The organism is Thalassospira tepidiphila MCCC 1A03514 (assembly GCF_001662875.1).
GTDB lineage: Bacteria > Pseudomonadota > Alphaproteobacteria > Rhodospirillales > Thalassospiraceae > Thalassospira > Thalassospira tepidiphila.
In genome coordinates this window covers 1-23,026 of record NZ_JPVZ01000014.1, presented here as the reverse complement: position 1 = coordinate 23,026, position 23,026 = coordinate 1, and the positions used below count along the sequence as shown (strand labels likewise).

Below are 23,026 nucleotides of genomic sequence, written 5' to 3'. Positions count from 1 at the left end.
CCTTTCGGCATGGCATCACTGCACTGCGGCAGGGCACAAAAATGCACCATGCCTTATTTTGTCTGAAAAAGAGTTAAAAGACCGCATAGGATCGGCACATGACCAAGAAAAAACCGCTTGTCGTCGTGACCCGGAAACTGCCGGAAGCGATTGAAACCCGCATGATGGAACTGTTTGACGCGCGTCTGAATATCGATGATGCGCCGATGAGCAAGCAGGAACTGATTGATGCGGTCAAGGAAGCCGATGTGCTGGTGCCAACCGTCACCGACAAGATCGATGCGGCAGTTCTGGCCCATGCGGGCCCCAATCTGCGCTTGATTGCCAATTTCGGCACCGGTGTCGATCATGTTGATCTGCAAACAGCCCGTTCCCGTGGCATTACAGTCACCAACACACCCGATGTCCTGACCGAGGATACCGCGGATATGACCATGGCGCTGATCCTGTCGGTATCGCGCCGTCTGGCAGAGGGCGAACGTCTTATTCGCAAGGGCGAATGGGCGGGCTGGGGCCCGACGCTTATGCTGGGTCATCGCATCTGGGGTAAACGCCTTGGCATTGTCGGCATGGGCCGTATCGGCCGTGCACTGGCACGCCGGGCAAAGGGTTTTGGCCTTTCGGTGCATTACCATAACCGCCGTCGTGTACATCCCGATATCGAAGAAGAACTGGATGCGACCTATTGGGAAAGCCTTGATCAGATGCTGGCCCATGTGGACGTCATTTCGGTCAACTGCCCGCATACGCCTGCGACCTATCATTTGTTGTCGGCGCGTCGTCTTAAACTGATGCAGCCGCATGCCATTCTGGTCAACACCGCGCGCGGCGAAATCGTTGATGAACCGGCCCTGACCCGGATGCTGGCCGATGGTGAAATCGCCGGTGCCGGACTGGACGTGTTTGAACACGAACCGGCGGTGAACCCGAAATTGCTTGAACTGCAAAACGCGGTTCTGTTGCCCCATATGGGATCGGCCACCATCGAAGGCCGCGTTGACATGGGCGAAAAGGTCCTGATCAACATCAAGACCTTTGTCGACGGTCACACACCACCAGATCGCGTGATCGAAGGATTGCTCTGATCCGCTTTCCATAATGATTTCAAAGGGGTGATGGCGCGTACATCACCCCTTTTTTCATACACTCCCCATATGTGGATGGTGTGATGTGGCCGTTACCGGCATTTTCCCCGGCATTAAACCAAACCGGTTTCAATTTCGGGATGTATGCAAATGGTAAGACGGCCAAAAACGCTTGTTGCTGATCTGGGTGTCGCGACCCCGGCAAATGATGACGTCGCGGCCGGGCTTGCAACACGCGAAGTCGTCTTGCACGGGCCATGCGTGGTATCAGGCATCCAAAGCCGTCACGCCGAAGAGATTGTCTTTGTGCGTTCCGGAACCGTCCTGGTCAGTGATGGCGACGGGAATGTATATGAAAGCCACTACGGCTGCATTTCGATCCTTCAGGGGCAGCGTTACCATCTTCATGTCAATGCCGGCCAAACCGCCAAGCTTTTGATCCTTGCTGTGCCGTCTGTTCAGGATCCGGAACAGTTTTCTGCCTTGCAGATCGCCAAGGCAAAAGTTCGCGATATGATCCTGCGCGAGAAGCTTAAGTGACCTGTAAGCACCAACCTTAGGGTGCGATGATCCTTTCTCCTGACAATTCCTGACAGCAGATGCGTGCCAATGCGCATTGGGCGTTTCTTTCTGATCCGTGCTTGTTTATGACTGTTGCATATCACGCATAAACAACACGGGGTCATCATGAGTTTGATCTTTGACGCGCCTGCACCGACGACCATTCCGGTTCAGGGCACCGACGACGTTTTCCCGGTAAATCGCATTTTCTGCATCGGCAAAAACTATGCCGAACATGTTCGCGAAATGGGTTCCGATCCTTCGGACACCCCGCCTTGTGTCTTTATGAAGCCGACGGACTGCCTTGTGGTCGGAAATGGTGATTTGCCATACCCATCGGGCACGGAAGACCTGCATTACGAAGGCGAACTGGTGGCTGCGCTTTCCAAGGGGGGCAAGGATCTGGATCGTGCTGCCGTTGAAGATGCGATTTTCGGTTATGCCGCCGGTCTTGATATGACGCGCCGCGATGTTCAGGCCGGTCTCAAGGACCGTCGCCTGCCATGGGATATGGCAAAATCCTTTGATGGCTGTGCCGCCATTTCCGCCATCAAGCCCAAGGCCGATGCGGGCAATCCGCACGCCACCAACCTGAAATTGTCGGTCAATGGCGATGTGCGTCAGAATGACACCACGGCGAAAATGATCTGGCCAGTGGTGGATGCGTTGGTGCACCTTTCAACCCTGATCGAACTGAAACCGGGCGATCTTCTGTTTACCGGAACGCCCGAAGGCGTTGGCCAGGTTGTGCGCGGTGATCGCATGGATCTGGTGATTGCAGATGTCGCGGAACTGTCTGTGACCTTGAAATAGACCCTTCAGGGGATCGTGGGGCAGGGGCCCATCCTCAATCGAGCAAAAACGGAGCCCGTTTTGAAAATCGTAAGCTGGAATATCAATTCCGTCCGACTGCGTATTGAACAGGTCATCAAGTTTCTGAATGATCAGCAGCCCGATGTGCTGTGCTTGCAGGAACTGAAATGCCCCGATGAGCATTTCCCGCATGATGCCTTTGAGGCGGCTGGTTATGTTCATCGCCATAATCACGGCATGAAAAGCTATAACGGGGTTGCGATCATATCGCGCCTGCCGTTTGTCGAAACCGACATCAAGCATTTCTGTGGCAAGGAAGACCGCCGCCACTGCATGGCAAAGTTCGAAAATGGTGTCGAACTTCATAACTTCTATATCCCGGCTGGCGGGGATGAACCCGATCCGGCAATCAATGAAAAGTTTGCCCACAAGCTTTCCTTCATTGATGAAATGACCAACTGGTGGGGGGAGCGTCGCGCAACCGATCCCAACCGCAAGGCAGTTCTGGTTGGTGATTTCAACATTGCGCCGTCGGAAAATGATGTCTGGTCGCACAAGCAGCTTCTGCGCGTGGTCAGTCACACGCCGGTAGAGGTCGAAATTCTTGAGAAATTCCGCCAATCGGGCGATTTCATCGATGCTGTCCGCGAAGTGGTTCCTGAGCCCGAAAAACTGTTTAGCTGGTGGAGCTATCGCGCACGCGACTGGCGGGCAAGCAACAAGGGCCGTCGACTGGACCATGTCTGGATGACGCCAAACATGGCTGGAACGGTGCGCACGGCATCGGTCTATGACATTGCCCGGGATTGGGAAAAACCATCAGACCACGCACCCGTTGTGGTGGAATTCAATCTCTGAACATACAGATTATCGGAGAACTCAAAGCAGCGGATCAGGGAAGCCTAATCCGCTGTTTTGTCATGTGAAATAACTTGATTGTCTGGCCGATCGGCGCAACTCTTCTGGTTGAACGAAACCGGATGCGTACCCATTTGCACCCTAAGGGTTGAATTTCGCGTATTTTCGGTGAGGCACTACGCAGGAAACGGGCAATGAAAAAGATACTGATTGGTCTGGCCGTGATCATCGTTTTGGTCGTCGGGGCCCTCGTCTATGTTTACGTCAATCTTGATAACATCGTGAAATCCACCATCGAAGAGGCAGGCACGCGTGTGACCTTGGCCGATGTCGCGGTTGAAGGTGTGTCGATCGAACCGACGCAAAATACTGCGGCGATCGACGGGCTTGTGGTCGGCAATCCCGACGGGTTCAACTCCGATTATGCGTTCTCGCTTGGCAATATCTCGGTCCGCCTTGATGGTTCGACCCTGACCAGCGATACGATCCGTATCATCGAGGTGGTGGTTGACCAGCCAAGTGTCATTTACGAACTGGGCAATGGCAGTTCAAACATCGCAACCATCCAGCGCAACGTCGAAGCCTTTGTTCAACGTGTTTCCGGTCCGACCGGTGCGGGTGGCGCTGATAGTGCCACATCTGGCGACGATGCCGCGGGTGGAACCAAAATCATTATCGACAACGTCTATGTCCGTAACGGCGATGTCGGCGTTTCGGCTGACTTCCTGCAGGGCAAGAAACTGTCGGCCAGCCTGCCGGAAATTCATCTGACCGATGTGGGCAAGGAAGAAGGCGGCGCGACCCCGGCCCAGGTTGCCGGTGAAATCCTGACGGCGATCAACACTGCCGTCTTCAAGGCGGTTTCAAGCTTGAATGTCGATGGCCTGTTGCAGGGCGTTGGTGACCTTGGCAAAGGTGTCGTCGGTGCGGTTGGTGGCGCTGCAAGTGGCGGTGGCACCAAGCTGAAAGAAGGTGCCGATGCGCTTGGTGGCGCGGTCAAGGGGCTGTTTGGTGGTTCCTCGGACTAGGTCATCGTATGATCGTCTTGATCTGATGTGATGTTCGGCCCGATGGATTTGTTTTTGATCCATCGGGCCGCTGTGTTTTTGGTGATTGCGTAATCAAATTAATGAGGCAGGCCGCGAGAGCGGATATCTGTCGATTGTGAATTTTCTCTATCCCACTGCTTTTTTTCATGAATTTGACTTCTATATATCTTGGGTTAGGGATAGTTATATCCACAATCTGTGTTGTCTTGGGGCTTCGACCACGGACGTGAGGTGGATCGAAATTCGGGGTCAGGTCTTCTGATCTGATTATGACAAGAACGGCATGGAACAGGACGGGCCACAAGGCCCGCCATATGGCCTGACAAGACATTGGAAAAAAATGTCAGCAGGGCCGAAAAAAATAGAATGGGATTGGGATCCTGATAGTCGGTCAGATCAAGGAGTAACACCGATGAGAGCCAAACTGCTTGCCGTTGTATCCGCCGCCGCCTTTCTGAGCGCGTGCGCGAACATGAACATTCCCGGAGTGCGCGATATGGCCGACGAAGGATCGGCTTTTGACGCAGCTCTTCACCAGAATTATGCAGATCTTGCCCAGGCAGAATATGACGAGGCTGACTGGGCCGATGCACGTTATTTCACCAACCGTTCAAAGACTGCGGCGATGGGTATGGATTCCGGTCCGCAGGCAATTGCCGAACGTAACCTGCCCGAAGGGTCCGAGGCCGAGGTTGAAGTCGCCCGTTCTGACCTGATGGCGGCCCTTGAGGCCGGTGGTCGTGAAAAGGCTGCCAGTGCTGCCGCACGGGCACAGAGCAGCTTTGATTGCTGGTTGCAGGAACTCGAAGAAAACATCCAGCAGGAAGATATTGATAACTGCCGTTCGGCATTCTATCAGGCCCTGGCCATCGTACAGGCCGAACTTGATACCGGCCCGGCCCCGATGGCAGCGATGCCGATGCCGGTTCCGATGAATGTCTATTTCGGGTTTGACAGTGCCGCCATTGATAGCAAGGCGATGTCTGTTGTGAACGGTATTGTCGAGGCCTATGGCAAATATGATCCGAAAATGATCAGCCTTGTTGCCTATGCTGACCGCGCCGGTGATGCGATGTATAACGATATCCTTGCCAAATCGCGCGTTGATGCGGTGGTCAAGGCATTGCGTGATGCCGGTGTTCCGGCAAGCAAACTTGCAATCAGCATCAGCGGTGAAGCCAATGTACCGGTTTCAACTGCTGACGGCGTGCCCGAACAGGGCAACCGCGTTGTGACGGTTACTTTCGAAGACGGCATGTAAGCACGTCGAACTAAAAAGGGGATTTCATCCATGCGTCTATTGATTGCACTTCTTCTGCCCTGGTTGCTTTTCTTTACCATCGGGCGTCCGATTGCCGGTGTTATCTGCCTGATCTTGCAGATCACGCTGATTGGTTGGGTTCCGGCAGCAATTTGGGCCGTTTATGCGCTCAGCCAGTATAACACCGACAAGAAAATCAGCAGCGCCATGGGTGGCGGTCAGGAATGATTGAAGCCGTTTGCCAAATGGCAAACAGCAACGATCCCGACATAGGAAGGCAGGCTTTCGAGCCTGCCTTTTTCTTTATCTGAATAGGTCCAGCCCCTAGAACGTCGGGCAGATTGCCTAGTGCAGTTTACGGCGCACACCGCCGATAAACCGGCCAATCAGCCGGGAAATGATAAATCGGGTCAGAAAAAACGTCACCGCACTGGCAACAGATGGCCAATACCACGCCTGTATTTCCGGGCGCGTGCTTTGATCAACCAATCCATAGATGACTGCGGCAAGTACGCCGGCGGCGAAAAACGCCGTTCTGCGTCGATAGCGGGCAATAAAAGGACCGAGGAGCCACATCGCCTAGTGCTGTCCGCCACCGATGTCACGTGCAAGACGGGCGGCAAAATCGTCGGTCATCCCTGATACGTAATCGAGAATGACCAGGTAAAGATCATAAAGCGACGCCCCGATGGGCATGGCATCATTGCCGATCAGTTCGCGGACCCGTCCGGTGCGATAGGAAATGTCAGCTTCTGATTGTGCGTGATGCACATCAAGGGCGGTTTTGCAGAATGTCTCGAGCAAGGTTTCAAGATGGGCAAAGGCGCCGACCTCGATCTGGACCTTGCGACGGTTGAGAATGATCTGTTTCTCGGAAAATGACTTGGCCTGCGCGATCAGGTCGTTAAAGGGCCCCTTGGCACATGCCAGCAGATCTCCCTTCCATTCGCCAGCCAGAAGCGCCTCCTCGTTCGCGACAAAGGCATCAACCAGTGCATCAAGAACACCGGCAATGATTTTACCCCGCAGGAAGGAAATCTTGCGGCTGACATTGGGTTCACGGTTGTACTCGGCCGGCAGGTCATCCGTAATGCAGGGCAGCAGCATCTTTTCAAGAATATCGAAATCGACAAGTTCCAGTTCAACGCCGTCCTCGATATCGATCAGGGCATAACAGATATCATCAGCAGCCTCGACCAGATAGACCAGCGGGTGACGGCAAAAGGCCTGATCGCCAGTGCGGATCAACCCGGTGGCATCGGCGACTTCTTCAAGCAGCCCGAATTCCTTTTGAAAGGCGCCGAACTTCTTTTTCTGCGGAAAAGGACTTCCGGCGGCTGACCACGGGTATTTCAAGAAGCTTGCGAGGGTTGCATAGGTCAGGCGCATGCCGCCGTCATACAGACCGGTCCGTTTGTTGGTCAGAAGGCGGAAACCCTGGGCATTGCCCTCATATGTTGTCAGATCGGCAAACTGTGCCTCTGTCAGGCCTTCGGTGAATTTCGGGTTTGCGTCGACAAACCATTGGCGGATGGCATATTCCCCGGCATGGCCAAAGGGCGGGTTGCCGATATCATGGCAAAGTGCTGCTGCCTGCACGATGGCGGCCATATGGTCGGGCTCAATCGCATCGGGCAGGCTCCCCTTTTCATGCAGGCGGTTTCCGACCATCAATCCCAAAGACCGGGCAACACAGGAGACTTCCAGACTGTGGGTCAGGCGGGTGTGGACATTGTCATTTTCCGGCAACGGATGAACTTGCGTTTTGCGCTGCAAGCGGCGAAAGGCCGCCGAAAAAATGATCCGGTCATAATCCTTGTGAAAATCGGACCGGCCAAATGTACCCACACTGGAATGACGCGACCCAAGCCGAGCTGGAGATAGCAATTGCTGCCAGTTCATCATCGCTGTCATCGTATTTCGCACCTTCCGGTCGGACTTCAGTTCTTGGATATCTGGGATGTTTATGCCCGGTTTTAGTAAATAAGCATTTTAAATTCTGTACAGAAGCAAAAGAAAACGGCGCATCTGATGACGCGCCGTTTTGCAAAGGTCGGGCCTGTGGGGCGATTAAGCGCCCAGACCTTTTTCCATTACAAGATCAAGGCGACGGGCAAAGCTGACCGGATCGGGCAGGGCTTCGCCTTCTAGGATACGGGCCTGATCAAGCAACAGCAGGGCAGCGTCATGAAGGATCGGGGCCTTGGCATCCTTGGTGGCAATGTCAGACAGCTTTTTGATCAGGCTGTGCTTCGGATTGATTTCAAGGATACGCGGGCTGATTTCATCGACACGGTTGTGCTGTTTCATCAGGCGTTCCATGCGCAAATCCATGCCCATCTCATCGGCAATCAGACAGCAGGCCGAACTGGTCAGGCGATCTGATTCCCGAACGTCCTTGACCCCGGTGCCAAGGGCAACCTTGATCGCGGCAATCAGGGCACTGACCGATGCCTCATTTGCGGCATCATCTTTTTTCTCGTCCTTGGCGTCATCCTTGTCATCGGACTTGATGTCGTTCAGGTCCGCACCGCCACGGGTGACAGATTTGAAGTCTTTGCCATCAAACTGGCCGACAGACGGCATCCAGAATTCATCAACCGGATCGGTCAGAAGCAGGACTTCGATCCCCTTGGCTGCAAAGCCTTCAAGTTGCGGGCTGCGTTTAAGGGCGTCGATATCCTCGCCACTGATGTAATAGATGGCCTTCTGGCCGTCCTTCATCCGTTCGACATAGTCGGCAAGTGTGGTCCAGCCATCGCCATGGGTCGAGCGGAACCGGGCGAGTTTGAGGATGCGATCACGGTTGGTCTGGTCTTCGTAAAGGCCTTCCTTAACGACCGAGCCAAAGTTTTCCCAGAAGGTTTCATAACCCTCAGTATCTTTCTTGGCCGCAGTTTCAAGTTCGGACAGGACCTTTTTGGTCAGGCCGTTCTTGATCTTGGTTAGAAGCGGATGGTCCTGCAACATCTCGCGCGAGACGTTAAGTGGCAGGTCCTGGCTATCGACCACGCCGGATACGAAACGCAGCCACGGCGGCAGCAATTCGTTGGCACCTTCGGTGATGAACACCTTGCGGACATACAGCTTCAGATGGCCTTTGCGCTGCGGATCATAAAGATCGAACGGGCGCATGGTCGGCAGGTAAAGCAGCCCGGTATATTCAATCGCACCTTCGGCCTGATAGTGGATGGTTTTCCACGGATCATCGAACGCGTGCGAGGTGTGCTTGTAGAATTCCTTGTACTGTTCTTCGGTGATCTCGCTTTTCGGGCGGGTCCAGAGAGCGGAGGCCTCATTGAGCGTTTCATCACCGTCGCCCTTCATCAGGACCACCGGAATGCCGATATGGTCGGAATAGGTTTTGACGATATGACGCAGACGATGTTCGTCTGTGAATTCCTTGTTGTCGTCGGTCAGATGCAGGGTGATCTGGGTGCCGCGGCCTTCCATTTCGGCCTCGGCAATGGTGTATTCGCCCTTGCCGTCAGATGACCATTTCCATGCCTGATCATCGCCGGCCTTGCGGCTGACGACTTCGACCTTGTTGGCGACCATAAAGGCGGAATAGAAACCGACACCAAACTGACCAATCAGGTCGACATCCTTGGCGTTGTCGGATTTCGATACGGCATCCAGGAACTTCGCGGTGCCGGAATTGGCAATGGTGCCCAGGTTTTCGACCAGATCTTCCTTGTTCATCCCGATCCCGTTATCGGCAATCGTCAGAACATTACGGACATTATCTGTCAGAAGGCGCACCTTGAAATCGGCATCACCAGCGAGCAAATCCGGTTTGGCAATCGCTTCATAGCGCAGCTTGTCGCACGCATCCGAGGCGTTGGAGATCAGCTCGCGCAGGAAGATGTCCTTGTTGGAATAAAGCGAGTGGACAACGATATCGAGCAGTCGGCTAACCTCAGCCTCGAACCGCATTTTTTCTTCCGTCATGACCTCTTTTTTCTCCTTTGTTTCAAGCGTCTGTCAGCCTCCTCCGATATTGGCAGAAGGACCGACACCTTAACGGGGTGAACTTTAAACCGAGCTTGATATGCGTCAACGCATCTTGCAGCGCAAGTCTTGTATCCTAAGTATAAATATAGAGGCTTTAATAACAGGGCCGCACGCCACATTCTGGAAGCGTTCCTGAAAGTTCCCGAGCAGCAAAAGTGCTAGGGTAATCGGCAGGGTGCAACGCCCTGTCTTGCGTCCAAGGCTTTACACAGGAGGCCGTACCATGAAGGTTCCCGTTCAAATCACCTACCGTGATGTTGATCAGTCTGATGCGCTGGACGAGCGCATTCGTTTCAAGGTGCAAAAACTGGAAGAAACCTTCGATCGCATGACCAGTTGTCATGTTGTAGTGGAACGCCCGCAGGCATCTCATAACCATGGAAACCGCTTTGCCGTGCATTTTGGCATCAATGTGCCGGGCAAGGAAATCATGGTGAAGCGCGACAGTGCCGATCATGCCCATGAGGATGTCTATATCGCGCTGAAAAACAGTTTCCAGGCCGCCCGTCGGCAGCTCAAGGAATATGCCGACAAGATGCGCAACCACTAAGGTCACTGAATACGATTGAAAAGGAGGCGGGGCGACCGGATGGTCGCCCCGCTTTGTCGTGTGGTGGCACGAGGTGGTTGGGAAATGTATCAGCCCGACACCGCCGGGGTTGGGGGATCTAAACAGTGCCGGACTGATACAGGGTGCTGAACCGACCGCGGGTGGCCGCTTCAATCAGGGGGCGCACGCGCGCCATGTGGTCGGCAAAGCGCTGTGATCCGTTCCAGGCTTCAAGATCAGCATGCGATTGAAACCGCGACATGATGACAAAGGATTGTCCGTCGTCGGCAGCAAACAGCCGCCCGCCGATCAAGCCGTCAATTTCCGGTGCTACGCTGGTCTGGAACTGCGTCTGGATTTCGACAAATCGATCCTTTTGACCGGGTTTTGGCGTCACATGGCTGATGCTGACGACTTCGTCATTTGCATCGCTTGCAATCGTGTTTGTCATGATGCAACCGCCTCAAGGAGGGGGTGTTTGCCTTGCGGGTAACGTGCATCGCGCAACGCGCCAGCCCACCATTTGAAGTCGGTCATCATGTGATGAAGGGCGTTATTCGTGCCTTCGAGGTCTATCGGCCGACCGGTTTCATCGAACTTGTCCCAAGCTTGGGCGAAGCTTATGACATCGCGCAGGGTCACCGCATGCAATTCGGCAAAAACAAGACGCAATTGTTCAACAGCGCGCAGGCCACCTGACATTCCGCCATAGGATACAAACCCGACGGGTTTGCGTTTCCATTGTTGCTTGGCGGCATCGATCAGAAGCTTTAGCTCGCCAGTAAAGCTGTGATTGTATTCCGGGGTAACGACGATGAAACCATCGGCCTCAGTCAGGGCAGTATGAAGGTGCGCGACCGCAGGGTGATCAGCCCCAACATGGGCCGCAGGCAGGTTCAAAACAGCGGGATCAATCGTATCAACAGAAAGTTCGTGATCCGATTTAAGGGTTTCAACGACCCAGGTACCGACCGTATCGCAAAAGCGACCTTCACGCGCACTGCCAAAGATGACGGCGATATTAAATGTCTCTTTCACGGCGTTCTCTCCTTGCCAATTTCGGTTCAATGAGTAAGGTTCTAAAACCTCAACTAATGTTAAGGTCAAGCGCGTTTTGGGAACTTTTTCAAGGCAGGCAAGGGGGAGCAGGGAAAATGGCAGAAAAGGGCGTGTTGCAGCGCTATCTGAGTGTCGGAGAAGTCGCAAGTCGTTGCGGTATTGCCGTATCGGCGGTGCATTTTTATGAACGCAAAGGTTTGATCAGCTCGATCCGGACCGACGGCAACCAGCGCCGTTTTCATCGTGGCGTGTTGCGCAAACTTGCCATTATCAAGGTCGCGCAGAAAACCGGTATTCCGCTGTCGGAAATCGGAGCGGCGCTCGATAAGCTGCCTCCCAATACCGTGCCGACCATCAAAGACTGGGAAAAGCTTTCATCGCAGTGGCGCGATGATTTGAATGAACGCATCGAACAATTGACCCGTTTGCGCGATCAGCTGGGCAAATGCATCGGTTGTGGTTGCCTGTCGATTTCCGCATGCCCGCTATACAACCCCGGAGACGCGCTTGGCAGTGATGGCCCGGGGGCCAGATTGCTTGAACTCACGGAAGAATAGGCGGGTTTGCGCGGCATCAGTGGTTTAGGCCGCGATACGCCAGTTTGACGCGCCTTGCGACGGCAGGCAGAAAGCTTGACATGGTGCTGGTTCGCGTGTTGAAAGGCCCAATGATTGCGATGGCCCGGATCATTGGGCTGTCGATTGGAAAAGTTTGATGCAGATTTCAACCCGAACCGGTCCTCGTATCCTTGCCATATTGGGGCCGACCAACACCGGCAAGACCCATCTCGCCATGGAACGGATGTTGGCACATACGACCGGGATGATCGGGTTCCCGCTCAGACTTCTGGCGCGCGAAAACTATGACCGCGCGGTCGCCAAGGTCGGCAAGGGCGCGGTGGCATTGATCACCGGCGAAGAACGTATTCTTCCCAAAACAGCGCGCTATTTCCTGTGCACGGTCGAAGCCATGCCGGTCGCCAAGCAGGTCGATTTCCTGGCCATTGATGAAATCCAGATGTGTGCGGACCCGGAACGTGGCCACGTCTTTACCGACCGGCTTTTGCATGCGCGCGGACGCCATGAAACCATGTTCATGGGGGCGGAAACCATTCGCCCGGTGATCCGCAAGCTGGTTGATAATGTTGAATTTGACCGCCGTGAACGGTTTTCGACTCTGACCTATAACGGGGCCAAAAAGATCCAGCGTCTGCCGTCCCAGTCGGCCGTGGTGACATTTTCCGCCCAGGAAGTTTACGCCGTTGCCGAACTGGTGCGCCGTCAAAAGGGCGGGGCGGCGGTGGTGCTTGGCGCGCTGAGCCCGCGCACGCGTAATGCTCAGGTCGAGATGTTCCAGAATGGCGAGGTCGAGCATCTGATTGCCACCGATGCAATCGGGATGGGGTTGAACCTTGATCTCAACCACGTGGCCTTTGCCGCGATGAGCAAGTTTGACGGCAAGTTCAATCGTGGCCTGACCGCGGCTGAAACCGCCCAGATTGCCGGCCGTGCCGGACGTCACATGAATGATGGCACGTTCGGGGTAACCGGAAATCTTTCGGGGATTGATCCCGATATTATCGAGCAGATCGAAGAACACGAGTTCGAGCCGCTTGCAAAAGTGTTCTGGCGCAACGCGCGGCTTGATTTTCGCACCGTGGATGCGCTGCAGAAATCGCTGCGCCGGCGGTCGGATGACCCGACCCTTATTTTGGCGCGCGAACCGGTTGATGAGATCATGCTCGATCATCTGGCACGCAACGAGGATGTCGCACGCATCGCAACCGCCCCGGATCGGGTGCAATTATTGTGGGAAATCTGCCAGATTCCCGACTTCAGAAATATCCATACCGATGCCCATCCGAGGCTGCTAACATCTATCTATCGCTATCTTGCGAAACCCGGAAGCAAACTGCCCATTGACTGGTTGGGCGAACAAATCTTGCGTCTGGATCGTTATGATGGTGATATTGACCAGTTGTCATCACGTTTGGCAGGTATTCGCGTCTGGACATATGTATCGCATAAGCATCACTGGCTCGAAGATGCCAATCATTGGCAGGAACGCACGCGGGCCATTGAGGACAAGCTCTCAGATGTGCTACATGAACGCCTGACCCAAAGGTTCGTTGACAGACGGACCTCGGTTTTATTGAAAAGTCTCAAGGACAAGTCTGAACTCATGTCTACCATCACTGCGAATGGTGAAGTACAGGTCGAAGGTGAATTTGTCGGCCGTCTTGACGGATTCCGTTTCATTGCTGATGAAACCGATGCTGCTTTTGAAGGCAAGGCGATTGCCAGTGCCGCACGTCGCGCGTTGACCGGCGAAATCGCCCAACGTGTCAAACAACTTGAAACTGACGAAGACGACAAGTTCGCAGTAAACGGCCAGCTTCAGGTGCTGTGGAACGGTTCGCCGGTTGGTGTGCTGAAAAAAGGGGACACGGTTCTGTCGCCCGAAGTTCAGGTCATCGACAGCGAGTTCTTTGACGGTCCGACCCGCGAACGGGTACGTACCCGTCTGCAGAATTTCATCAATTCCCATATCGAAACGCGCCTTAAAATGCTGACCCGCCTGCGCGACTGTCAGCTGTCCGGGCCGATTCGCGGACTTTTGTTCCAGTTGAACGAAGGTCTGGGCTGTGTGCCGCGTTCGGAACTCGAAAGTCTGGTCAAGGACCTGTCGGACGAAGACCGCAAGGCACTTGCCAAACTTGGCGTGCGTCTGGGTGTTGAAACCGTCCATGTGCTTGATGCGCTCAAACCGGATCCGGTTGAGCTGCGCGGCATTCTTTGGGCGGTGGCACGTGAACTTGATGCCCTTCCGGAACTGCCGCCGGCAGGCCGGACCTCGGTCCCCAATGACCGTGCGAATTCCAAGGGCTTCTATCTGGCTGCCGGTTACATGCCGGTTGGCCCGCTTGCTGCGCGTGTCGACATGCTTGAACGTTTTGCCGCCCTTCTGCGTCAGAAGGCGCGTGAAAACGATGGCAAGGTTCGCCCGGATCCTGATCTGCTGTCGCTTTTGGGCTGCACGGTCGAACAGGCCGAAGGTGTGTTTACCGCACTTGGCTGGCGCGCCGAGGTAACCAAGGTCAAGAAATCCGAACTTGAAGCCAAGGAAGCCGAGAAAAAGGCCGAAGAAGCTGCCAAGGCAGCCAAACCTGAAGCGGGCAAAGCCGAAGCTGAAACCGCAGAGGGTTCCGAGGCGGCTGCAACCGAAGCCAAGGCTGATGCCCCGGCTGAGGAAGCTGCACCGGTTGAGGCAAAGGCAGAACCGGCAGAGGTCGCTGAGGATGCGTCTGCAGAAGCAACTTCGGAAACGCCGGCGGTTGAAACCGACGCCGATGGCGACGAGCTGGTCGAAGTCAAATACTTCGTCCGTGTTGATCGTCGCAAACGCGGTGGCGGACAAAACCGTGGTGGTCAGCGCGGCCCGCGTCAGGAAGCCCGTGGCGGCGGCAAAGGTGGCCCGAAAGGCAAGGGTGGCAATCGTCCGAACCAGGGCGGCAAAGGTGGCCGTGGTGGCAAGCCGGGCGGTGGTCGCAATCAGGCCCCGGAAAAAGCCAACCAGATCAATGAAGATTCGCCGTTTGCCAAGCTTAAGGAAATGCTTGAAGCCAAGGGCTGATCGTTTCAGATATCATGTATCGAGCGGCGACCCTTGTGGGTCGCCGTTCTGCTTTCCAACTGTATAATATCCCGTTGATTTCAGGAAATCGGTGGCCGTGAGGGAACAGGCAGAGAAGCTTCGTATTGATAAATGGCTTTGGCATGCGCGGTTTTACAAAACCAGATCGCTTGCCAGCAAGGCATGCCAAGCCGGGCATATTGTTCTGAATGGTCAGTCGGTTTCCAAGGCCAGCGTCACGGTCGTTGCCGGTGATCGCCTGCAGTTCTTTCAGGGGCCGCACCTGCGCGTTGTCGAGGTTGTCGCCCTTGGTGAGCGACGCGGCCCAGCGCCCGAGGCCCAGGCGCTTTATGCCGATCATTCCCCGCCGCGAACACCCAAAAAGGAAGTTGCGTCGGATATCCGTACCGCCCCCTTGGCCGAACGCGAAGCGGGGGCAGGGCGTCCGACAAAGGCCGAGCGACGGGCGTTGGATCGCTTGCGCGGTGATGGCAGTATTGAATAATATGTCTTGATATTGCTAATATTCGGTCCCTATCTGATCCGTGACCGGCTGTTTCGGGTAAGACAGATCACATCAGGTTGTATTTTCTCCACGATTTTCTTGCTTTGGATGGGGTGATCCGGTATGCATCCTATCTCATTGTATACGTCCCCTACTTTGGGGTGGTAGATTTTGTGGAAATCTGGAGCTCGCCTGCGTGATGAGACGTCGGTCTCGATTGAATATCGGTACATTGTCGCACTTGCGCACCGGCCGTTTCGCACTGTTGATCACAGCGTTGGTGATCAACCTGCTGACGCTTGCGCTGCCGATTACTCTTTTGCAGGTCTATGACCGGGTCCTGCCGCACAGTTCCATCCCGACACTGACCCTTTTGATTTTCGGGGTGCTGGGGGCGCTTGTGCTTGAAGCGATCCTGCGTCTTGGCCGGGCTTATATCTCCTCGCTCTCGGCGGCGAAGTTTGAACATTACAGTTCCCAGCAGGCGGTCGGACATTTGCTGTCGGCAAGCTTGACCGACTATGGCAAAACCGCACCGGGTCTTCATCTGCAGCGCCTTAATAGCCTGAATATGCTGCGCGACTTCTATTCCGGGCAGGCAATTGGTGCGGTGGTCGATCTGCCGTTCATCATCTTGTTCCTGGCCCTGATTGCAGTGATTGGCGGTCAATTGGTGCTTGTGCCGCTGGGCATTCTTGCAGCCTTCCTTTTGACAGCGATGTTTCTGGGCCATCAGTTGCGGGGCGCACTTGATGATCGCAGCCAGTCAGATGAACGGCGCTATAACTTCATCATCGAAACCCTGACGGGCATTCACACCATCAAATCGATGGCGATGGAAAACCTGATGATCCGCCGACATGATCAGCTCCAGACACAATGTTCGGGTGATGATCTGCGTGCCGCACGCTCGGCCCACACAGCGGTCAATGCCAGCGCGACCTTTTCGATGCTGACCATGGTGCTGGTGGCTTCTGTCGGTAGTGTTTTTGTGATTAACGGGACTTTGACCGTCGGTGGGCTTGCTGCCTGCACGATGTTGTCGGGCCGTTCGATCCAGCCGCTTCAGCGTGCCATGACCCTGTGGACGCAATTCCAGAACATTCGCGTTGCGCGTCAGCGCGTCAACGAGCTGTTTGAAATCGAAGAAGAAGACCAGCTTGGCGCCGCGGAAATGCCACTGCTTGATGGCAAGATCGAATTGCGCAATGTCGCGTTTTCCCATGCGGATGGCAAAAAGATCTTCGAAAACCTTGATCTGGTGGTGGAGCCGGGCGATTCCATCGCCATTACCGGCGACAACGGCACAGGCAAAACCACACTTTTGTGGCTTCTGATGGGGGCCTTGCGCCCGGATCGGGGTGAAGTGCTTTTGGATGGCAAGGACCCGGCCGATTACACCGCCGAGTCCACCCGTCGTCAGATCGCCTATTTGCCTCAGCATGGCGTGATGTTCAAAGGTACGATCCTTGAAAACATCACCGGATTTCGCAAGGAAATCGGTGTTGACCGCGTGATTGAGATTTCACGGCGTCTGGGGCTTGATGACATCGTCATGCGCATGCCCGAAGGCTATGACACCGAAGTTGGTGGTCAGGCGTCCGAAACCCTGCCGCGCGGCGTAAAACAGCGCATCGCGGTTGCCCGTGCCCTGATTGATTACCCGCGCATTGTTCTGTTTGACGAAGCCAACAGTTCGCTTGATATGGCGGGTGACAACATCATGACCAGCCTGATGGTGGAGCTTAAAAAGCACTGCACGCTGGTGATGGTGTCTCATCGCCCATCCCTGATTGCCATGGCCAACAAGCAATACCGTCTGATCGACAAGCATCTTGTGCCTGTTTTGCGTCGCACGAATAAAACTGCGGAGACGGCCAAAAATACCGGCACCCGGGCAGCAGCGGGGTCGAAGGCATGATGAAAAAGCTCGAAAACATGGACTATGCGATGAACTATCGGATGGGGCTGGAAAGCACCGATGCGCTGTCCGATTTCGACGCATGTGTCTGGCCGCTGCTTCAGGCCTTGGGATGGCGCGGATTGCCGCGTCAGGTCGCAGAGGCGCTGCCACATATGGATCAGGCGCTTGATCTGACCGATTTCCGCAATGTCATGGCGCATCTGAACTATCAGTCACGCGAAATCGATGCGACGCTTGATCAGATCGACGAACGCCTGATGCCGTGCCTGTTTGTCCCGGACGAGGGAACGGCCCTTGTCGTGATTCGGCCCGAAGAAAATGGTGTGCGCGTCTTTGATGGCGGCACTGATCGGGAAATGGTCATCAAGCTATCGACCCTTCCGGGCAAGATTTATCAGTTCTCGGCGGCGGATCGCCGTGAACGTTATCTGGAAGATGATAAGCGCGGCTGGTTTGGGGGTATTGCCGACCGGTTTTCGGGGCTGCTTCATCAGTTGCTGGCGATGACGTTTGTTTTGAACATCCTGGCGCTGGCAACCCCGATCTTCGTCATGGGCATCTATGACCGTGTGATCGGCACACGGTCGATCCCGATGTTGATCCAGTTTGCCATCGGGATTGGCATCGTCCTGATCCTGAGCTGGGTTTTGCGCTCCTTGCGCAGTCAGATCGTCAGTCACTTCGGTGCGCGCCTCGATACGCTTGTCAGTGGTGCCATTTTTGAACGGCTATTGTCCTTGCCACCGGCCTTCACCGAACGTGCGCCGGTTGGTGTACAGATTTCGCGTATTCGCGACTTTGAAAGCGTGCGTGAATTCTTTACCGGGCCGATGGCACTGGTGATGATGGAAATGCCGTTCGTGCCGCTGTTCCTGATTGTCATGTTCTATCTTGGCGGTTGGCTGGCATTGATCCCGATTGCATTGATCGGTGTGTTCGCACTGATCGGCATCGTTGCATTTCCGATTGTCGCACGCCGTGTTTCCGAACTTGGTCGTCATGGTGCCAACCGTCAGGAATTCCTGGTCGAGACCGTCGGCAAGATGTCGGCGCTGAAATACACCGCATCCGAGCAACGCTGGTTGGCACGCTTTCGCGATATTTCCGCTGATACGGCCTATTCCGGCTATCGGGTGGCGATGGTCAATAACGTCATCAATACATTGGCCCAGGTACTGATGATTACGTCTGGTGCGCTTGTGCTTGCCTTCGGCGCGCAGCGGGTGATGGAAGCCCAAATGAGCGTCGGTGCGCTGGTGGCATCGATGATGCTGGCCTGGCGGGTTCTTGGCCCGATCAATCAGGCGTTTCTCGGCATGCCGCGGCTGGCGCAGTTGCGCGGCAGTGTGCGCCAGATCAACCGCCTGATGACCATTGCGCCCGAAGGGGACCTTGTCCCGCGTTCGGTCGAGCAGCATCGCTTTGACGGTGCTGTGACATTTTCACGGGTCAGTTTCCGTTATAGTGCGGATTCCGATCCGGCCCTGGTCGGGGTCAATTTCGATATCAAACCGGGGCAGGTGGTTGCCGTGGTCGGTGCGAACGGGGCAGGGAAATCATCGCTGATCAAGCTGATTGCCGGCATGTATCAGCCGCAGGCGGGGGCTGTTTTGATTGATGGTGCGGATATCCGTCAGATGGATCCGCAAACCCTGCGTCAGGCCATTTCCTATGTGCCGCAGGATATCGAATTTTTCCGGGGGTCGATTGCGCAAAACCTGCGTTTGGCCAATCCGGTCGCAACCGATGATGATCTGCGCATGGCCTGCATGGCGGCAGGGATCCTTGATGAGGTCGAGGCACTTCCCAACGGGTTCAAGACCCGTGTTGGTGATCAGCACTCATCGCGCTTCTCGGCCAGTTTCCTGCAACGACTTGCGCTGGCGCGTGCGCTTGTGCGCGAAGCGCCGATCATTTTGTTTGATGAACCCACCAATGGTCTCGACCAGCGGGCCGACCGTGCCTTCCAAAGCACGATCAATCGCCTGCGGGGCGGTTCGACCATTTTCCTGATTACCCATCGACCAAGTCATCTGGATTTGGCGGACCGCATTCTTGTGCTTGAAGGCGGCCAGTTGCGCGGCGACGGGCCGCCCGAACGGATCAAGCAGCAAGTGATAGACGGAGGCTACCTATGAGTGAAGCAGCAGTTCAGGATACTGCGATCCAGCGGTTCCGGCGATCCCGGCGCATGGCGCGGTATTTGTCGCACGCGGTCCTGCTTGAAGAAGGCGGGATTTCCGTCTTTGTGCGTTCTGCGATGGTGATGCTGTCGGTTGGCTTCCTTGCCTTGATCGCATGGTCTGCGACCACCGAAATCAAGGAAACCGCGATTACATTCGGGCAGGTCATGCCAACAAGTGCAGTCAACAAGATCCAGCATCTTGAAGGCGGCATCATTGAGCAGATCATGGTGCGCGATGGTGACCTTGTGGAACAAGGACAGGTTCTGATCCGTCTCAAGGCCGACGGGGCGCAGGCGGAACTGTCCCAGACCGAAACACGGCTTGGCAACTTGCAGCTTGAAGCCGAACGCTACCGCGCCTTGGCCGAGGGCCGCGAACCGGATTTCACCACCCTGATGGTGCAATATCCGGAACTTGCGCAAAATCAGGATGAGATTTATCGCATCCAGACCGAGCTTGATGCCAACCAAAGCGAAATTCTTGAGGTCCAGATCAAGGAACGCAATGCCGAACTGGCCCAACTGAGCGAGCAGGAAGCAACCCTTCGCAAATCGGTTGATCTGCTGAGCCAGGAAGTCACCATGCGCCGGTCGCTCTATGAGCAGGGGCTTAATTCCAAGGTGTTGTTCCTCAATATCCAGCGCGAACTGAACGAAGCCCAAGGCAACCTTTCGGGTGTGATTGCAGAAAAGGCGCGGGCGCGCGAAACCATCGCCGAGGCAAATTTGCGCCTGAACGAGCTTGAAAAAACGCAACGCGAAGAGGCCATTACCGAACTTGGCCGTCTGGGTGGCGAAATTGCCCAGGCCCGCGAAGCCCTGCGCAAATTGCGGGATCGCGTTGACCGGCTTGAAATCATTGCGCCCACCCGGGGCTATATCAAGGGCCTTCAGTTCACCACGATTGGCGGGGTGATTGCGCCAGCACAGGTGGTGATGGAGCTGGTGCCGGTTGATGATGTTTTGATCGCTGAAACCCGCATTTCGACCGAGGATATCGGCCATGTTCACCTTGGGCAGCCGGTCACGGTCAAGGTCAGTGCGTTTGATTTCATCCGCTATGGCGGGATCAACGGTGAATTGGTATCGATATCGGCCTCTACTTTTGTTGATGAGGATGGACGTCCGTATTATAAGGGCAAGGTTGCGCTCGAAGCCGATGCAGTCGGCGAAGGTGCGGCAGCTCAGAAGATCATTCCCGGGATGACGGTTCAGGCCGATATCCAGACCGGGGAGCGGACTCTCCTTCAATATCTGTTGAAGCCGGTCTATGTCTCGCTTGATCAAGCGTTTAGCGAACGCTGAGCAATTATCTGGTCCCGCTGGAAATGGTCCCCATTTCTACTGCCTGGCCGTACATTTCGCTGGTTGTTACCAGTGAATCTATACTATGGTATAGAAGTGTGGGATGGGCCTATCCTGTTCCGCACTTTACGGAGAATGGGTTAGATGGCGGACGACGCGCGCGATACTGAAAATTCCCGCTCTGACGATGGTCGGAGTGATCTTGACCACCAGGCCTCGACAGAGGATCTGGAGCGTTCGCTTGGTCAGGATGGCGAAAGTGATGAACTGGTCGAATTGCATGACGACCAGGACAGTTCCGCACGTCCGCAGGAACAGGAACTGGGATCGGTTCATTACGGTACCCAGATCCGAAATCCGCAAGGCGAAGAACAACAAGCTTTCCAGCGCCAGAATGCCGCAGCCCAGCGCCAGGAACGTGCGCAGGCCAGAGAGGCCACCGAACAACAGACCATTTCCCTGAACGAAGCGGCCGAGATTGAAAACAATCTCGATACCGGGGCCGACACATTCCAAAGCAATCTTGGATCAGACGGGGCCGATGACCTGTCCCTCCAATCGGAACCGGGCACGGTTGATTTGCCGGAAATTCCGCTTGCGACCAATGATACCAATGCGCTGCGCGGTGAGCGCGAAGAACCTGGCCCAGGCACGGACGAAGGTCTTCGGCCCGAATTCATTCCCCCCGTTGAACAGGCACCAGCGCCAGAAGCCGCGGTTGCCGAAGACGAGCTTGAAGAAGACGACGAGCTTCTTCTTGAGGATGAACTTGATACCGAGGACGAGCTCGAGGTCGAAGACCCCAAGGTCGCGGATGCGCCGTCTCTGAGTGCGGATGATGTCACGGGTGCTGAAGACAGTGCCATTGCCCTTGATCTGTCGGCATCGCTTAATGACCTTGATGGCGGCAGTGAAACGCTCACCATCACGATTTCCGGTTTGCCCGACGGGGCTGTTCTTTCGGCTGGTACCGACAATGGTGATGGTACCTGGACCCTCACGCCAGGACAGCTGAGCGGTTTGACCCTGACGCCGCCCGATAATTTCAGCGGATCGATTGATCTCGACATCTCGGCAACCAGTCGCGAAGCCAATGGCAGTGTTGCGACAACAAATGCCAGCTTCACCGTTGACGTCACCGGTGTTGCGGACGGCGCAACGCTTGATGTTTCCGATGCCAGTGGTACTGAAGACAGCGCGATCGCGCTTGATATCGATACCGAACTTCTGGATGGCAGTGAAAACCTCGCGATCACCATTGAAGGTGTGCCGGATGGTGCGACGCTGTCGGCCGGGACGGATAATGGGGATGGCACCTGGACGCTGAGTTCGGATCAGCTCGAAGGCCTGAGCATCACACCTGCGGAAAACTTCAGCGGCGAAATCGATCTTTCGGTTCTGGTTTCGACCACCGATGGTGATGATACCGCCGTTGTGATGCAAAATCTCACTGTTGACGTCGAAGGCGTCGCAGATACTCCGACGCTGGATATCAGTGATGCATCCGGCAATGAAGACGCAGCCATTGCGCTTAATATTGATGCGGGTCTGACCGACAGTTCCGAAACACTCACCATCACGATCTCGGGCGTTCCGGATGGTGCTTCGCTGTCTGCCGGTGCCGACAATGGTGACGGCACGTGGACTTTGAGTTCGGATCAACTTGATGGTCTGACCATCACGCCAGCGGATGACTTCAGTGGATCGTTTGACCTAGGTATAACGGCATCGTCTGCGGATGGATCAGATGTTGCAACGACGACTGGTTCGATTACGGTTGATGTGGCTGGCGTTGCAGATGCACCGACGTTGGATGTTTCTGACGCCAGCGGGAATGAAGACAGCGCCATCGCGCTTGATATTGATGCGGGTCTGGCTGATAGCTCCGAGACACTCACAGTTACAATCAGCGGCGTTCCGAACGGCGGGACATTGTCGGCTGGTACCGACAACGGTGATGGGACTTGGACGTTGAGTTCTCAGCAGCTTGCAGGTCTGACCATTACGCCACCAGAAGACTTCAGCGGATCGTTTGACCTTGAGGTGACTGCAACGTCCGTTGACGGCGAAGATGTCGCAACGACGACAAGTTCGATCACTGTTGATGTCGCTGGGGTCGCTGATGCACCGACACTGGATGTGTCTGATGCATCCGGTAACGAAGATAATGCAATTGCACTGGACATCAATGCCGGGCTGACGGATGCCAACGAGACTCTGACAG

General features: G+C 55.2%; 19 protein-coding genes. 15 read left to right on the top strand and 4 right to left on the bottom strand.

Annotation, left to right across the window (positions count from 1 at the left end):
• Positions 1-98: 98 nt before the first annotated feature.
• From TH4_RS19580 to TH4_RS19550, 7 genes are all read left to right on the top strand, one after another.
• The gene (locus TH4_RS19580) at positions 99-1,085 is read left to right on the top strand and encodes a 2-hydroxyacid dehydrogenase (protein ID WP_008890071.1); all 987 of its coding nucleotides are present in this window, start codon (positions 99-101) and stop codon (positions 1,083-1,085) included.
• Between the two features lie 150 nt (positions 1,086-1,235).
• Positions 1,236-1,625: a hypothetical protein gene (locus TH4_RS19575; RefSeq protein ID WP_064782452.1), complete on the top strand. Its 390-nt coding sequence runs from the start codon at positions 1,236-1,238 to the stop codon at positions 1,623-1,625.
• Between the two features lie 147 nt (positions 1,626-1,772).
• On the top strand, positions 1,773-2,459 hold the full coding sequence (locus TH4_RS19570) for a fumarylacetoacetate hydrolase family protein (protein WP_064782451.1): 687 nt from the start codon (positions 1,773-1,775) through the stop codon (positions 2,457-2,459).
• A 60-nt stretch (positions 2,460-2,519) separates the two neighbouring features.
• Positions 2,520-3,317, top strand: a complete 798-nt coding sequence (xth, locus tag TH4_RS19565; protein WP_063087021.1) for an exodeoxyribonuclease III — start codon at positions 2,520-2,522, stop codon at positions 3,315-3,317.
• Positions 3,318-3,469: 152 nt separating this feature from the next.
• Positions 3,470-4,345, top strand: a complete 876-nt coding sequence (locus TH4_RS19560; RefSeq protein ID WP_483414620.1) for a DUF748 domain-containing protein — start codon at positions 3,470-3,472, stop codon at positions 4,343-4,345.
• Between the two features lie 433 nt (positions 4,346-4,778).
• Positions 4,779-5,627 carry an OmpA family protein gene (locus TH4_RS19555; protein WP_064782449.1) on the top strand — a complete coding sequence of 283 codons (849 nt, stop codon included), beginning with the start codon at positions 4,779-4,781 and terminating at the stop codon, positions 5,625-5,627.
• A 30-nt stretch (positions 5,628-5,657) separates the two neighbouring features.
• Entirely contained in the window at positions 5,658-5,855 is a 198-nt protein-coding gene (locus TH4_RS19550) for a YqaE/Pmp3 family membrane protein (protein WP_008890077.1), read from the top strand.
• Between the two features lie 351 nt (positions 5,856-6,206).
• Here the strand turns inward: TH4_RS19550 and TH4_RS19540 are convergent, their stop codons facing one another.
• Both TH4_RS19540 and htpG read right to left on the bottom strand, forming a co-directional pair.
• Positions 6,207-7,541, bottom strand: a complete 1,335-nt coding sequence (locus tag TH4_RS19540; RefSeq protein WP_245228023.1) for a deoxyguanosinetriphosphate triphosphohydrolase — start codon at positions 7,539-7,541, stop codon at positions 6,207-6,209.
• Between the two features lie 156 nt (positions 7,542-7,697).
• Positions 7,698-9,578 (bottom strand): molecular chaperone HtpG, encoded by a 1,881-nt coding sequence (gene htpG, locus TH4_RS19535; protein ID WP_064782447.1) that lies wholly within the window; start codon positions 9,576-9,578, stop codon positions 7,698-7,700.
• A gap of 286 nt (positions 9,579-9,864) precedes the next feature.
• On the opposite strand from htpG, the gene TH4_RS19530 reads away from it, so the two are divergent.
• A complete protein-coding gene (locus TH4_RS19530; RefSeq protein ID WP_008890082.1) occupies positions 9,865-10,191 on the top strand; it encodes an HPF/RaiA family ribosome-associated protein in 327 nt (108 codons plus the stop codon).
• A gap of 118 nt (positions 10,192-10,309) precedes the next feature.
• Here the strand turns inward: TH4_RS19530 and TH4_RS19525 are convergent, their stop codons facing one another.
• Positions 10,310-10,642 carry an antibiotic biosynthesis monooxygenase gene (locus TH4_RS19525; protein WP_064782446.1) on the bottom strand — a complete coding sequence of 111 codons (333 nt, stop codon included), beginning with the start codon at positions 10,640-10,642 and terminating at the stop codon, positions 10,310-10,312.
• Positions 10,639-11,229, bottom strand: coding sequence for an NADPH-dependent FMN reductase (locus tag TH4_RS19520; protein ID WP_064782445.1), 591 nt, complete (start codon positions 11,227-11,229; stop codon positions 10,639-10,641). Before TH4_RS19520 ends, TH4_RS19525 begins: the two co-directional genes overlap by 4 nt.
• A 116-nt stretch (positions 11,230-11,345) precedes the next feature.
• On the opposite strand from TH4_RS19520, the gene soxR reads away from it, so the two are divergent.
• From soxR to TH4_RS19485, 7 genes are all read left to right on the top strand, one after another.
• Entirely contained in the window at positions 11,346-11,807 is a 462-nt protein-coding gene (soxR, locus tag TH4_RS19515) for a redox-sensitive transcriptional activator SoxR (protein ID WP_064782444.1), read from the top strand.
• Positions 11,808-11,964: 157 nt separating this feature from the next.
• The gene (locus tag TH4_RS19510) at positions 11,965-14,883 is read left to right on the top strand and encodes a helicase-related protein (RefSeq protein WP_064782443.1); all 2,919 of its coding nucleotides are present in this window, start codon (positions 11,965-11,967) and stop codon (positions 14,881-14,883) included.
• Positions 14,884-14,980: 97 nt separating this feature from the next.
• A complete protein-coding gene (locus TH4_RS19505) occupies positions 14,981-15,388 on the top strand; it encodes an RNA-binding S4 domain-containing protein (protein ID WP_064782442.1) in 408 nt (135 codons plus the stop codon).
• 199 nt (positions 15,389-15,587) lie between these two features.
• Positions 15,588-17,309: a peptidase domain-containing ABC transporter gene (locus TH4_RS19500; RefSeq protein WP_064782441.1), complete on the top strand. Its 1,722-nt coding sequence runs from the start codon at positions 15,588-15,590 to the stop codon at positions 17,307-17,309.
• Positions 17,306-19,450, top strand: coding sequence for a peptidase domain-containing ABC transporter (locus TH4_RS19495; protein ID WP_083997203.1), 2,145 nt, complete (start codon positions 17,306-17,308; stop codon positions 19,448-19,450). Before TH4_RS19500 ends, TH4_RS19495 begins: the two co-directional genes overlap by 4 nt.
• Positions 19,447-20,802: an HlyD family type I secretion periplasmic adaptor subunit gene (locus TH4_RS19490; protein WP_064782440.1), complete on the top strand. Its 1,356-nt coding sequence runs from the start codon at positions 19,447-19,449 to the stop codon at positions 20,800-20,802. Before TH4_RS19495 ends, TH4_RS19490 begins: the two co-directional genes overlap by 4 nt.
• A 144-nt stretch (positions 20,803-20,946) precedes the next feature.
• Positions 20,947-23,026, top strand: a 2,080-nt coding sequence (locus TH4_RS19485) for an autotransporter outer membrane beta-barrel domain-containing protein (RefSeq protein WP_209437396.1), incomplete at its 3' end; no start/stop codon positions are given.